This is a genomic window from Variovorax sp. OV700 (assembly GCF_900099805.1).
In the GTDB taxonomy this organism is placed as follows: Bacteria; Pseudomonadota; Gammaproteobacteria; order Burkholderiales; family Burkholderiaceae_C; genus Variovorax.
Window position 1 is genome coordinate 376,846 of record NZ_FNDR01000002.1, and the last position, 12,613, is coordinate 389,458.

General features: G+C 63.4%; 13 protein-coding genes and 2 pseudogenes. 7 read left to right on the plus strand and 8 right to left on the minus strand.

Annotated elements, in window-relative coordinates; genetic code table 11:
- Positions 1 to 130 precede the first annotated feature (130 nt).
- The gene (locus BLR24_RS05375) at positions 131 to 529 is read left to right on the plus strand and encodes a GNAT family N-acetyltransferase (RefSeq protein WP_254787177.1); all 399 of its coding nucleotides are present in this window, start codon (positions 131 to 133) and stop codon (positions 527 to 529) included.
- A 54-nt stretch (positions 530 to 583) separates the two neighbouring features.
- Here BLR24_RS05375 and BLR24_RS30285 read toward each other — a convergent pair whose 3' ends face one another.
- Positions 584 to 925 carry a hypothetical protein gene (locus BLR24_RS30285; RefSeq protein ID WP_139188718.1) on the minus strand — a complete coding sequence of 114 codons (342 nt, stop codon included), beginning with the start codon at positions 923 to 925 and terminating at the stop codon, positions 584 to 586.
- 639 nt (positions 926 to 1,564) lie between these two features.
- Positions 1,565 to 1,933 carry a hypothetical protein gene (locus tag BLR24_RS30865; protein ID WP_139188720.1) on the minus strand — a complete coding sequence of 123 codons (369 nt, stop codon included), beginning with the start codon at positions 1,931 to 1,933 and terminating at the stop codon, positions 1,565 to 1,567.
- 9 nt (positions 1,934 to 1,942) lie between these two features.
- Here BLR24_RS30865 and BLR24_RS05390 point away from each other — a divergent pair, with 9 nt between their 5' ends.
- From BLR24_RS05390 to BLR24_RS05410, 5 genes are all read left to right on the plus strand, one after another.
- A complete protein-coding gene (locus tag BLR24_RS05390; RefSeq protein WP_139188721.1) occupies positions 1,943 to 2,407 on the plus strand; it encodes a hypothetical protein in 465 nt (154 codons plus the stop codon).
- 376 nt (positions 2,408 to 2,783) lie between these two features.
- Entirely contained in the window at positions 2,784 to 3,533 is a 750-nt protein-coding gene (locus BLR24_RS31230; RefSeq protein WP_175543186.1) for an endonuclease/exonuclease/phosphatase family protein, read from the plus strand.
- Between the two features lie 40 nt (positions 3,534 to 3,573).
- Positions 3,574 to 3,999: a hypothetical protein gene (locus BLR24_RS05400; protein WP_093013787.1), complete on the plus strand. Its 426-nt coding sequence runs from the start codon at positions 3,574 to 3,576 to the stop codon at positions 3,997 to 3,999.
- A 310-nt stretch (positions 4,000 to 4,309) separates the two neighbouring features.
- On the plus strand, positions 4,310 to 5,176 hold the full coding sequence (locus BLR24_RS05405; protein WP_093013790.1) for an NmrA family NAD(P)-binding protein: 867 nt from the start codon (positions 4,310 to 4,312) through the stop codon (positions 5,174 to 5,176).
- 18 nt (positions 5,177 to 5,194) lie between these two features.
- Positions 5,195 to 5,590: a tautomerase family protein gene (locus BLR24_RS05410; protein ID WP_093013793.1), complete on the plus strand. Its 396-nt coding sequence runs from the start codon at positions 5,195 to 5,197 to the stop codon at positions 5,588 to 5,590.
- 37 nt (positions 5,591 to 5,627) lie between these two features.
- On the opposite strand, the gene BLR24_RS05415 is transcribed toward BLR24_RS05410, so the two are convergent.
- The 3 genes from BLR24_RS05415 to BLR24_RS05425 form a co-directional block, all read right to left on the minus strand.
- Positions 5,628 to 7,247, minus strand: coding sequence for an ABC transporter substrate-binding protein (locus BLR24_RS05415; protein WP_093013796.1), 1,620 nt, complete (start codon positions 7,245 to 7,247; stop codon positions 5,628 to 5,630).
- A 37-nt stretch (positions 7,248 to 7,284) separates the two neighbouring features.
- Positions 7,285 to 8,562 (minus strand): NAD(P)/FAD-dependent oxidoreductase, encoded by a 1,278-nt coding sequence (locus BLR24_RS05420; protein ID WP_093013799.1) that lies wholly within the window; start codon positions 8,560 to 8,562, stop codon positions 7,285 to 7,287.
- 61 nt (positions 8,563 to 8,623) lie between these two features.
- Positions 8,624 to 9,481: a GNAT family N-acetyltransferase gene (locus BLR24_RS05425; protein WP_217636288.1), complete on the minus strand. Its 858-nt coding sequence runs from the start codon at positions 9,479 to 9,481 to the stop codon at positions 8,624 to 8,626.
- Positions 9,482 to 9,640: 159 nt separating this feature from the next.
- Here BLR24_RS05425 and BLR24_RS05430 point away from each other — a divergent pair, with 159 nt between their 5' ends.
- Positions 9,641 to 10,558 (plus strand): LysR family transcriptional regulator, encoded by a 918-nt coding sequence (locus tag BLR24_RS05430; protein ID WP_093013802.1) that lies wholly within the window; start codon positions 9,641 to 9,643, stop codon positions 10,556 to 10,558.
- A 148-nt stretch (positions 10,559 to 10,706) separates the two neighbouring features.
- Here BLR24_RS05430 and BLR24_RS30970 read toward each other — a convergent pair.
- The 3 genes and pseudogenes from BLR24_RS30970 to BLR24_RS05445 form a co-directional block, all read right to left on the minus strand.
- Positions 10,707 to 11,159: pseudogene (locus BLR24_RS30970) on the minus strand (aspartate/glutamate racemase family protein); the annotation flags it as partial.
- Positions 11,090 to 11,280: pseudogene (locus tag BLR24_RS30975) on the minus strand (FAD-dependent oxidoreductase); the annotation flags it as partial. The pseudogenes BLR24_RS30970 and BLR24_RS30975, both read right to left, overlap by 70 nt.
- A 5-nt stretch (positions 11,281 to 11,285) precedes the next feature.
- Positions 11,286 to 12,611 carry an NAD(P)/FAD-dependent oxidoreductase gene (locus tag BLR24_RS05445; protein ID WP_093013805.1) on the minus strand — a complete coding sequence of 442 codons (1,326 nt, stop codon included), beginning with the start codon at positions 12,609 to 12,611 and terminating at the stop codon, positions 11,286 to 11,288.
- Between the last annotated feature and the right edge of the window lie 2 nt (positions 12,612 to 12,613).

The following is a 12,613-nucleotide window of genomic DNA, read 5'->3' on the forward strand; positions in this document are numbered from 1 at the left end:
ACAAAATCGCCCATCAGCCCAACCAGCGGAGCGGAAACGTTGCATCTCGGCCTACTCACCATCAGCAGCATGACCAGATGGTCGACTTGCTCGCGCAGTTGCACGCCCACTACAACCCCCCGGCTCTCGCTTGGCGCGGGAGACGTTCAACGCGCATCTACAGCGCCTGTGCAGCGGCGACTCGCAGCTTCACCTGGTTACGGCATCCCAGGACAACCGCTTGCTCGGATTCGCAGCCGTTTACCTTGTTGCTTCGCTGGTGGAGCCGGAGCCAGATAAGCGGCTGCAATGCGCGTTGAAGGAGCTCTTCGTCGCGCCTGAGGAACGTAGCCGAGGGGTCGGGCGTGCTTTGATGGAATGGGTCGCCCGGTTCGCAATTGACCATGGTTGCTGCCGAATTGATTGGACGGTCAAATCTTCCAACGCTAGAGGAATCGATTTTTATGAGCGGTTAGGAGCACAGTTGGTCCCCGACCGCTTGAGCTACCGGTTGGAGCGTTCAGGTGTGTCTTTGGCTGCAGCCCCCTGATGCTGCTCTCGGCCAAAACCGAAAGTTCATTGCAACCCTCCGGTTGAGAGGTCCTCACTGATGCCTGTATACATTGCCTACTTCCTCATGAAGCAGGAGAACCTTTGGCTGAACGAGCAACCGCCGTACGACGTTACTCGTCGAGAGGAACGCTCCTACATCTCGTCGCAGTTGTTCGCAGCGAATGACGCGGAGGCCGCCTAAGGCCGTGCGGTGGAGATGCTGGGAGGCTTGGGCGACGCGAACCATGACGGTCCGGGGCATCGAATGAACATAAGCCCAATAGGAATCTTCGACCTTGATGAGGTGTACCTCGCCGAAGACCGACTTGCGAGCGAGCTGCATGAACCATACGGCATCGACGTCGGGGTGCTGTTCGTCGATGAACTGCAACATCAGCAGCTCAGGTCTAAGCAGAAACTGAGTCTCTTCACCCGCTCAAAGCCGTGACGGGCAGGTGCGGCCAAAAGCGGATCTTCGATGCACCCGTCTAATTCACCGACCAGCGCATCAATGGGCACACTCGCGAGGTGTCCCAAAGGTGAGGGTCCACAACAGGTTCACCTTCGACGGGCAAATTACGCGGGTCGCTGCTCGCACGCCGTTTCTTGTTCATTTCTGACGAAAGATATTCTTCAGAAATACAGCCCAAAAAACGACACCCCAAAGATATCCGCCCGCGTATGAGGCAATGATGAGTGAGACCCACAATACCCATCCGCCGTAGGAGCCAAAAATGATAAGTGCGAGAACAGAAGCAACTGTGCCGAAGCACACGACGGCAAAATTGAGAAAATTTCTTCGGTCTCGGATGTAGTTACCTGACCGGATAAGCAGGTTCCCCATTTGCCACCTCCTGGTGTTCAACTTGTTGACGCCCTTCGGCTCCTCAGCCTACTCTAGATGAAATGGCTGCTGACGTTCGATCAGTTCGTGTGAGTGGGGAATGGGTAATATCGGCCAACACCGGAACTTCGAGGCCGATGCAGAATGCGCCATGAAGCAGTCGCTCAACATGTTCATCACCCCGGAGATTCACGTTTCGTTCCAGCAGCTTGCGGTCTGTGCGAACTCGGGCGCATCTTTTTCCAAGGCGGCGTCCAGGCTCAAAGCCGTGGCAATTGCTTCCGTCGCTGGGGCAGCGAGGTCCCGCCAGGCCTCGGCCAGCAGATGCCCGAGATGAAGCCGATTCGGCTCGACGATGTTGAAGCCATGCCGGCCGCGTTCCTCGCGCGCCTGAAGCCTTTGGAGCACCTCTTTAGGCAGCACGAGTACATAGACTCCCTCACGCAGGACCCTCTCGCGGGGCGCCTGCAATACGACCTGGAAGACTACTTGCGGACTCAGCCCGTCCGTGGGTACCACTGCACACGCGAGCCGATGCCGGGCTACTTCAGCAACCATGATCTTCGCTTGACCGACATCGCAAGCCACCAGGCGGAGTTCCTCGCGCAGTGGGGTCACCTGTTCACCGACAGCGAAAAGGAGGACATGCGCCGCGCGTGGAGCAGCTACTTCGTCGGTACCGGTCAAGAGCGAGCGCGAAACGGGATGCTCTGGTTTTGCCTGACTGAATGCAGCGCGCGAGCAAACGGGACGCGGGTCTTTTTCGACCACTTCGGTGGGGAGGCCGTGTTCATGCCGCTGAAAAACCATCCCACTATTGCTCTGAAGCTGGGGCTAATTGGGACCCCGGTCGTCGTTGAAGCGCGCCTGCAACCCGGGACGACGGCCCCGCTGCGCTTGGCGCTACCGCTTCTGAGCGCATACCACCGCACCGTCCGGCCTGACGCGCATGTTTGGGAGGCAGAGACGAACATCCGCCGGCCAGTCCCCCCTGCGGACGTGTTGGCGGTCAGCCGGCTTGTGAGGGCTTGACGTTTGTGCCAGGAGGTCGGGACCTAGCGGTTCTGGGCAAGGACGGCCGCGAGCAAGCTCCGACTAAGCAAAGTCGCGTAGGCCATTTCCGGAACGCGTGCGCACAGACCACACGGCGGGCAACAATCGGCCACAACCCGACATTCACCGACGAGGCCCAATTCGCTTGGGAGCCGAGTTTCGAGGCGCGTACCCGAGCGTGTTCCCGCCGCCGTCGCCATGTTCGAAGACATGACAAATGCCCCTCGCCAGGGACGGTGAGCTTCAACTATCGTGTGCATACGAGGTAGCGAAGGAGAAAAGTTCTGTCCCGAGTTTCGGCTCGGGAGACATGCTTCGCTGCAACCGGGTCGGCGGGATGATGAACGGGAACCGCATGCGAATAGCCACTTGGAATGTCAATCATAGGGTTGGCCGGACGACTTTCAGACCGGAGGCGGCGCATGCTGCTTGCGCCCTGGACGCGGACCTCATCTGCTTGAACGAGTTCTATCCGAAGAGCGAAGAAGAATCCTTTAGGCGAGTGCTGTTCGAATCGGGGTACTGCCATCAGCTCATCTCACCTGCAGCCCCGAGTGGAGTACATGCGAACAGGGTACTTATTGCGTCTCGTAAGCCCATCGAGCAGGTCGACTTGCAGGTACCGACGCACGAACCTCACCTGCGCACAAATGTCCTTGGCGTCCGCACGGACGAAATCACGCTTGTGGGTATGCGCGTCCCGGCTTACGACCGTCTTGAGGCGGCGCATCTGCTCGCGGCATGGGAGTGGGCTTCGGACCTGGCAGCGCGACTTTGTGAGCAGCCAGCGGTCATTCTGGGGGACCTGAACGTTTCCCTGAAATCTCTTGGGTATCAGAAGGGCAGGCACCTCCAGGCCATCCTGGCAAACGGGTGGACCCGCGTGGCAACGGTAGGGGCAACGTACCATGGACACAACGGAGTGCGCAGCGAGATTGACCATGTGCTGGTTACACGCCAATGTCGGGCGACGCATCCAGTCGTGCTGACAACCATCGGTGAATTCTCCCTTTGCGGTCAGGCTAACTCTATCTCTGATCACGCCGTGCTCATGTGCGACCTTGAGAGCGTCCCAGTGCTCAGTTCGCCTGAGGTTTCCGAATAGGTCCCTGAAATGCCTATGGCTAAATCTAGGTAGGGCGCTTATGCAGCAACTCCGTCAGCAACTCGTCCAGACGGCTCTCAAGTGGGAGCAGGCGTTCGGCAATGCGCCCTCGATTACCTCAACTCTGTCCGAATACGATGCGGCAATGTTGTTGGGGCTTACGCCGGAGCAGTACTCCGCATGCATGTATGGTGCGACGGCTGTGCAGAAGGGCTACGATTTCGTTTTCCAGGGCAAGCGTTATCAAGTAAAGGGCAACCGGCCGAGCGGGAAGCCGGGCAGCTTTGTGACTTGGGTGCCAAAGGCGACAAACTACGAATGGGACTTCCTCGTCTGGATCCTGTACGACTCGAGGTATGAAGTTCAGGAGGCGTGGCTGTGGGAGGTCTCCGAATACATGGCGCAGTTCGATCCCATCAAACGGCTCTCGCCGGTGCACTACCGCAGGGGCAAAAGGCTTCCGTGAGCCAAGCGCCAACCTACTGGCGGATCTGAGCGTCGGCTTACTGGACGGAGGAAAGGACTGTTCTGGGCCCAAAGCGGCTGTACAGAATTCTCCAAAACCGCCCCTCGTTTCGAGCAAGCCGAAGCTACTCGGCAGTTTCACTCCGAGGGTCTGCAGATGGCGGCGAGTAAGCGTCCGGACATCACGTCGCTGCGCGCAACGAGCCCCGGTGCAAGCAGATCACCGGTTGTCGAATCACGCCTACAGACGAGACGCCCTTTAGCCACAAAGCTATCCGTTCCTATACACGCGACGAACAGGAGAAGCGCAGATGTACGTCATCATGGGTGGAACGGGTCACGTCGGCTCGGCGACAGCGGCGGCTCTGCTTGCGCGCGGCGAACAGGTAGCGATCGTCACGCATGACGCGAACCGCGCTGGCGCGTGGCTCAGGGAAGGCGCCGAAATCGTGGAGGCGAACGTCAACGAAGTGGCGTCACTGCGCGCTGCATTCCGGCGCGGTAGTCGTGCCTTCCTGCTCAACCCAAACGCCGATACCTCTGCGGACACCGATGCAGTCGAGAGGCGAACGGTCGCGAACATACTTTCCGCGCTGGACGGATCGGGACTGGAGAAGGTCGTCGCGGCATCGACCGCTGGCGCGCAGCCCGGCGATCGCATCGGCGACCTCAACGTGCTGTGGGAACTCGAAGAAGGGCTGCGGCGGCAACCGATCCCCGCGGCGATCAACCGTGGCGCGTACTACATGAGCAACTGGGACGGCCAGCTCGACGCTGTTCGCAAGACTGGAACGCTGCAGACGATGTACCCCGCCGACTTGCTCATTCCGATGGTCGCGCCGCTCGACTTGGGCGAGATCGCAGCGCAGAGACTGGTGTCTGCGCCGGACGACATCGGCATCCGATATGTGGGGGGCCCGAGACGGTATTCCTCGGCGGACGTGGCGAAGGCCTTCTCGCAGGCGCTTGGCGCGCCCGTGGGCGTCGATGTCATCTCGCGCGACGAGTGGAAAGAGGCGTTCCAGGGCCTCGGCTTCTCCGAGGCTGCTGCGGACTCCTACGCGCGCATGACAGCGGTCAGCCTTGACGGCGGCTTCGACATGCCCGACGACGCGCTGCGGGGCGCGACGACTCTCGAGGCCCATATCCGCGACCTGCTTTCGAAAGCCGAGCGTTAGATTTTCCAAGGAAATCCTGTGCCTTACCTGCAACTCGACGTCAACGACAGCTATCCCGAGGACTTGAAGCAACAGCTCGCGGCTCGGATGTGCGAGACCTATGCTTCGATGATGAGCGTTGATATTCGGCGGATATCCGTAGCAATTCGGGAATTGGGCGCAGGCGGTATCTGGCGCATCGCCGAAGTGGGCAAGGTTCCTGTTCCCGTTTCCTTGCTGATGTTGGACATCCGCCGGGGCCGGCCAGCCGAACTTCGGATGGCGGTAGCCAAAGCGTTGTGCGCTCATTGCATCGAGCTGCTGGGCCTACGTGACGACCGATTGAACGTCGAGTTCACTCAGCACGATGGCGACGAGATGTACCACCCCACACTGGGTGGCTTCAGCCCAGACTGGAAGCCGGGAGAAACCTGAGACCGACATTCGCTCAAATGTGGCCAACCCAGCAAAGTCATGCTTCCAGCCAGACGTGTTCGGCGAAGCTGGAGCCCATCATCCCGCCGAGCGGAATCTGCGACAGGCCCTTGAGCTTGCTGACGTGGCCATCGATGCTGGAGATGAACATCGGGATCCCGATGCCGCCTTCGTTGTGAATCATCACCTGCATGTCCGCATACATCTGGGCGCGCTTGGCCGCGTCGGTTTCGCCGCGCGCGGCCACCAGCAGCTGGTCGAATTTCTCGTTCTTCCAGCCCGCTTCGTTCCAGGGCGCTTCGGACTTGAAGAACAAGGTCAACGCCAGGTCGGCGCTGGGGCGCGTGTTGACGTTGCCGAAACCCACCGGGTGCTTCATCCAGTGCGTCGACCAGTACCCGTCGGCAGGCATGCGCTTGACCTCCAGATTCAGTCCGATCTGCTGGGCCGCCTGCTGCAGCAGCAGCGTCATTTCCACCGAGTTGACCGCGGCGGGCGAGACCACCACCGGAACGGGGGTGCTGCCCAGGTTGACCTTTTGAAGGTGCCACTTGGCCTTCTCGGGATCGTACGCACGCTGCGGCAGGCCCTTGAAGTGGAAGCGGCTGGCCGGGCCGATGGGTTGGTCGTTGGCCACCACGCCATAGCCCTGCGCGATGGTCTTGAGCATCTGCTCGCGATTGAACAGGTGCTTCATGGCCAGCACGAAATCCGGGTTGGAGCCCGGGCTGCGATCGATGCGCATGATCAAGTCCGTGTACGAGACCGCCTTGGACTCGAAGATCGCGTGCTGGCCGGTGGCCTTCACGCGTTCGACCGAACGCGGGTCGACCGCGCTGATCAAGTCCAGCTGGCCGCCCAACAGCGCGTTGACGCGCGCCGACTCATCGGTGATGGCCAGGAACTCGATCTCGTCCAGATACGGACGGTTCGGCTTCCAGTAGTTCTCGTTGCGCACGGCGATGGAGCGCACACCGGGCTTGAACTCCTTGAGCTTGTAGGGGCCGGTGCCGATGCCGGCACTGAAGTCGGTCGTGCCTTCCTTGACGATGTGGAAGTGGTAGGTGCCCAGGATCACGGGCAGGTCGGCGTTGGGCGAGGTCAGGCGGAAGGTCACCTCGTTGGGGCCGGTCGCGGTGACTTGTTCGATCTGGTCGGCCAGGACCTTGGCCTTCGACGCGGTCGCGGGGTCCTTGTGCCGCATGATTGAGAACACCACGTCGGCCGGCGTCAGCGGCTTGCCGTCGTGGAAGCTCACGCCCTTGCGCAGCTTGAAGACCCATGTCTTGGCGTCCTTGGTTGTGAACTCCTCGGCCAGCTGCGGCTGCGCGGCGAGGCTGCCGTCCAGGTAAGTCAGGCCGTTGTAGAACATGAAGCCGCGGGCGTAGTCGGTGCCGTTGGCCTGCTTGGCGGGATCGAGCGTGTCGTTCACGCCCGAAGAGGTACCCGCGACCCGGATGCGGCCGCCCTTGCGCGGCGTCTGCGCATTTGCCGTGGTGGCCAGCATCGCTACGCTGCCCGCCAGCGTGGCCTGCATGCCGCCGGCCACCAGCATCGCCAGCACGTCGCGGCGGCTGGCGCCGCGCTGCAGCTGACCCATCAGACGCGTGCTTTCCTCGGCGCCGATCAGGCGGTTGAGATTCTGGTGCTCGTTCATGGTTGTCTCCTCGATCTGTGAGTGGCGAGAGATGGGCTCAGGCGAGCTTGTCCTTGAGCCGGTAATAGGCCCCTACCAGCGGCAGGAACCACGGGGGTCCGACATGGCCCGGGATCGCCGGCCAGTCGAAGTCTTTCCAGGGATTGAGTTCGGCGCGCCCGTCCATGACCTCGGCCATGATCGTCCCCATCAGGGTCGACATCTGGGTGCCGTGGCCGCTGTAGCCCATCGAGTAGTAGATGCCGTTGCGCTCGCCGGCGCGCGGCAGGCGGTCACGCGTCATGTCGACCATGCCGCCCCAGCAATAGTCGATGCGCGCGGAGCGAAGCTCGGGGAAGACCTCGTGCAGCGCGGCCTTGAGGATCGCGCCACTCTTCTCGTCCGAGTTCGGGTTGGAGACGGCGAAGCGGGCGCGTCCACCGAAGAGCAGCCGGTTGTCGGGCGTCGTTCGAAAGTAGTTGACGAGGTTCTTCGTATCGACCGCCATCCGGCGCCGCGGCAACAGCCGATCGAGCGTCTCTGTTGGCAGCGGCTCGGTGACGATCAGGAACGCGCCGACCGGCACGATGCGGCGTCGGATCCAACCCAGTGGCCCCGTCTGCGAGGTTCCGCTCGCCAGCAGAACCTGCTTGGCATGGAGCCGGCCCTTCGGCGTTTCGATCTGGTGCCCTCCGCCGGGGGCCGGTCGCAAGCCGGTCATCGGCGCATGCTCGTGGATCTCCACGCCGCGCCGCGCCGCGGCTTCGCCCAGGCCACGCACGAAGCGCCCGACATGCATGCCGGCGCCTTTGCGGTAGATCAGTCCGCCGTAGAAGCGGTCCGACCCGACCTCGCGGGCTATGTCGGCGCGGCTCACCATTTCCGTGTCGGGGTCGACGTTGGCCGCCAGCAGTTCCTGGCTGCGCGCCAGCTTGTCGTAGTGCTCGGGCTTGGCCGCGAGCTTGATCTTGCCGACGCGCGCGAAGCTGCAGTCGATGTTCTCCTCGGCCACCAGGCGCTCGACCATATCGACGCCGGCATCGAAGGCCCGGTAGAGCCGGTCGGCGACATCCTTGCCGAGTTTGGCCGACATCATCCCGTAGTCCTGGGCAAAGCCGTTGTTGCACATGCCGCCGTTGCGACCCGAGGCGGCGTTCCCGATGGTCTCGGCTTCCAGGAGCACGACGCGTGCACCTTTCTTGGCAAGCGCCAGCGCAGCCGAGCAGCCGGTCAGGCCGCCGCCGATCACCGCCACGTCGCAGCTGCCCTGCACCGGTCCTGCAGTGGCACTGCGGAAGGGTTCCGAGGTGTCGAGCCAATACGAGGCCAGCTTCATAGCGGCGTTTCCCAAGTTGTCGGCGTTTCCGGTGTCTTCGAGCGCGTCATCGTGATGTCTCCTAGTTGAACGACTGGTTGGCCAGCGCGAACATGCGTGCCGGCCCCGCCGGCGGGATGTGCGGCCCCTTGACCATGGTGGTGGCGTCACTGACCTGGCAGAGGCCGATGCTTTCGAGCCAGTCCCCGAGCTGCGAGGTGGCCGAGGTGTCGACGCGGACGAAAACCTGGCCGAGACGTGCGAGCGCGGCTTCGATCAAGGCGCGCGCATCGGCCGCACTTTCGGCGACCACGGGACCGATGACGTGACCACGACCGAACGGGCGTGAAATGGCATAGCCGCGCGGCTCGCCGTCACGCACGAGCACGTGGCCGTTACCGGCCTGGATGAGCCGATCCAGCATCTGCCGCCTGGCCCAGCCGGAGGCCTTCAGGTCCAGATGCGCGACTGCTTCGACATCCGATGGCGCCATCGCCCTGACCAGGCTGGCCGGTGGCGCCTGGTGGCGCTCGTGAGGAACGCCTTGATGCTGCTGGATGACGCCGATGCGGACAAAGCCGCGCCTTTCATAAAGCGCCAGGCCTTCGGCCGTCGAGTTGAGCGTGATGGTCCGCGGGTGCGCCGCTGCCAGCAGCGCATCCATCAGCCGCGCCCCGTAGCCACGGCCTTGAGCAGCCTTGGAGACGATGATCATCCCGCATGACGCATGATCTTCGCCGTAGGCCCACCAGGCCGCGGTCGCGATCACTTGACCGGCGCGGTCGCAGAGCACGAAGCCCTGGCCGAGCTCGAGCGCGATGGCCCAGTCCTCGAGCCGATAGGGCCAGGACATCTCCTGCGAAAGCTGGAGGGCGCCTTCAAGGTGTTCCGTGGCAAACGGGACCAGCACCACGATCTGTTCGGCTTGCGTCTGCTTCATGGCTATGGCCTGGACCAATGTCGGGCTCCGAGTTGTGCTTGTCCGATGCGGCCTGCGGGATGCGGACCGGCACCGACCAAGTCAGATAGCCGGATGTTGCGCCTGATCGATTGAACCTACAATTTATCGAACCTGCATAGCGAGTTAAGGTTCAACTAAATGATCAGCTCTGAGGATCTGCGCTTCTTCAACGTGTTGGCCCGGTCCGCGTCGCTCGCTGAAGCTGCCCGGAAGATGGATGTCACGCCGCCGGCCGTCACCCAGCGCCTGCAAGCGCTGGAAGCACGAATCGGCATCCGGCTGATCGACCGTTCCGGCCGCAGGATGGTCCTGACCGATGAAGGCGATCTGGTCGCATCGCACGGAACAATCGTGGCCGACGCGATGGAGGCGCTGTCCGAGGCATTGGCCAATCGCAAGAAGGCCGTCAGCGGCCATCTACGCATAGCCGCCCCGCATGGTTTCGGGCGGCTGCATGTCTCACCCGTGGTCGATGCGTTTGCAAAAGCGCATCCTGGCGTGACGGTCACCCTGGACCTTGCCGACCATCCCGGTGCGCACCTGCTCGAGAGCAGCGACGTCATCGTCCACATCGGACCGCCTGGTGCCCAGAACCAGATCGTCACGACGCTGGCACCCAACCGACGCATCCTCTGCGCCAGCCCGGACTATCTCGCCAGTGCTTCGCCGATTCAGTCGCCTTCAGACTTGCTGCGGCATCGGTGCCTGGTGGTGAGAGAGAACGACGAGGACGTCACGCTGTGGCGCTTCGTGCACGCTTCGCGCGAGCCGGAGACCGTCCGCATCCGTCCCACCATGTGCAGCAATGACGGCGCGGTGGTGCGCGAGTGGGCGGTGGCAGGCCGGGGCGTCGCAATCCGGTCGGAGTGGAACGTCGCCGCCGATCTGGCAGCCGGTCGGCTCAAACGGGTGCTTGCGAGCTGGGAGGTTCCTCCCGCCGACGTCGTCGCCATGCTGGGCACCCGCTTCGGGCGAAGCGCGCGGGCAACGGCCTTTCTGACGATGCTGCGCCAATCTCTTGCGCCGCCACCCTGGAGACGAAGAACCGCGCGATGACGACGGGTCTCAGGCCGCCATCCGCGGGCGGCGGTAGCTTCGGCCGTGGCGGGCAAATCAGGCCGAATCCCCGCACCCGGGAGACCACCTCTTGCACCAACAATTCCGGACTCGCGAACACCGGCAGCCCCAGTTGAGCGGCGAGCGGTTCAGCCAGGTGCGCCAGCGAGGCTTGCGCCAGGACGATGCGATCGACGCGCGGCGCCAACTCTGCCGCGGCCTCGCACACGAGGCGATCGTGCAGGTCCCGCCGGCCACTGGCCAGCGCGTCGAAGGCGGCCGCGCACAGGACGCTCTCCGCTGCAATATCCCGGCCGGCGCCCTTCGCGTGCGCAGCCAGCAGTGCCTGGCTCGGTGCGACCGTCGACGAGGCCGTGCAGACCAGGCCGACGCGGCCCGGCGCGCTTGCCACGCAGGCGTAGAGGGGATCGTCGATCTTGAGGATCGGCAGACTCACCGTCTGGCGCGCGATATCGATGGCCGGCGAGGTCGACGAGCACGTGAAAACGATCAGCTCGGCACCCGCCGGGTCCAGCGGGCATATTGCGGAAAGCCGCGGCCCTTGCCGGGGACCCAGATCAGGCCGAAGTTCCCGCGTGATGCGCGAAACACATCGTCGCCTTCATCCAGGACTGTGACCTTCTTGCCGAGTTGCCCAGTCCATAGGCAACCGCCGTGCCGACCAGGCCGCCGCCGACCACGATCACATCGCTCGAGAACATCGATGCTAGAACTCAGCGACCTTGCCCCATGCCGAGCCACTGAACCGCTCCGGCCTGTACGGCACGGGATCGACGATCGGTTCGCCGCCGCTGGCCAGGTCCGCGATCAGGTGGCCGGCGCCGGGGCCGATACCGAAGCCGTGGCCGGAAAAGCCTGCGGCCAAAATGAATCCCGGCAGCCCCGGCACTTCGCCGATGCCGGGAACACCGTCCGGCGTGCTGTCGATGTAGCCAGCCCACGCGTGCGTGATCTTGGCGTCGCGAAGTTGGGGCAGCAGTTCGATCGCGCGGCGGTGGGTGTCCTTGATGCTCACGGGATCGGGCTTGGGATCGAGGATGCGCACGCGTTCCATGGGCGTTGGCGCATCGAGCCGCCACCGCGCCAGCGTTTCATGGCCACTCCGAATGGCTTCCAAACCGCCCGGACGCAGGTTGCGCCAGCGCTTGGCGAACATGGGCACGAACTGCGGAGCGAAGCGCAGGAACTGACCTGTCGGATCCACGCGCGCACGGCCGCTGATGGCCAGTGCGTAGCGTCCGTCGTTGCGGCGCGTGGCGGACACGCCGGCGCTCACCACGGCATCCGGCAAGCGATGTTCCACGGCGGACACGCTCAGGATGGATTGGCGAATCGAGGCCTGCGGAAAGCGGATCCCCAGCTGACGGCAGAACGAGGACGCCCAGGCGCCACCAGCCATCACGACCGTTTTGGTCTTGATGACGCCGGCTTCGGTCACGACAGCGCTGACCCGACCGCCTTCGGTCTCGATGCCGCGGGCGGCGCAGTTCTGATGGACGCTGCCTCCGAGCTTAATGAGCGCAGCGGCCACGGCCGGCGCAGCCTTGGCAGGATCGGCGGTGCCATCGCTGGGCGAGAAGACGCCGCCTTTCCAGGCGCGGCCGGTGGCCTGACCACGCTCGGCGGCCTCGCGGCTGCTCAGCATGTGGGTCGTCACGCCGGCGGTCTTCGCAAAATCGCGCCAGCTGGCCCAGCGGGAGATCTCGGCTTCGTCATTGCTGAGATACAGCAGCCCGCAGCGATGAAAGCCCGTGTCTTCACCGCTCTCGGCGGCAAATTGTTCCCACAGGTCGAGGCTCTTGCTCGCCAATGGCAGTTCGCGGGCGTCGCGGTTCTGCTGCCGGCACCAGCCCCAATTGCGGCTCGATTGCTCGGCGCCGATCCGGCCCTTTTCCACCAGCGCCACCGAAAGGCCGCGCTTGGCCAGGTAGTAGGCGGTGAAGACGCCGATGATGCCGCCGCCGATGACGACGACGTCCGCCGAAGCCGGTGGTTTGGGAGAGGTGTTGATGTGTTGCAGCGGAGGCGACATGA

Coding starts and splice junctions, on each gene's coding strand:
- BLR24_RS05445 (WP_093013805.1), bottom strand. CDS start 12,611: ATGTCGCCTCCGCTGCAACACATCAACACCTCTCCCAAACCACCGGCT.
- BLR24_RS05400 (WP_093013787.1), top strand. CDS start 3,574: ATGCAGCAACTCCGTCAGCAACTCGTCCAGACGGCTCTCAAGTGGGAG.
- BLR24_RS05405 (WP_093013790.1), top strand. CDS start 4,310: ATGTACGTCATCATGGGTGGAACGGGTCACGTCGGCTCGGCGACAGCG.
- BLR24_RS31230 (WP_175543186.1), top strand. CDS start 2,784: ATGCGAATAGCCACTTGGAATGTCAATCATAGGGTTGGCCGGACGACT.
- BLR24_RS05415 (WP_093013796.1), bottom strand. CDS start 7,247: ATGAACGAGCACCAGAATCTCAACCGCCTGATCGGCGCCGAGGAAAGC.
- BLR24_RS30865 (WP_139188720.1), bottom strand. CDS start 1,933: ATGGTTGCTGAAGTAGCCCGGCATCGGCTCGCGTGTGCAGTGGTACCC.
- BLR24_RS05430 (WP_093013802.1), top strand. CDS start 9,641: ATGATCAGCTCTGAGGATCTGCGCTTCTTCAACGTGTTGGCCCGGTCC.
- BLR24_RS30285 (WP_139188718.1), bottom strand. CDS start 925: ATGTTGCAGTTCATCGACGAACAGCACCCCGACGTCGATGCCGTATGG.
- BLR24_RS05420 (WP_093013799.1), bottom strand. CDS start 8,562: ATGAAGCTGGCCTCGTATTGGCTCGACACCTCGGAACCCTTCCGCAGT.
- BLR24_RS05425 (WP_217636288.1), bottom strand. CDS start 9,481: ATGAAGCAGACGCAAGCCGAACAGATCGTGGTGCTGGTCCCGTTTGCC.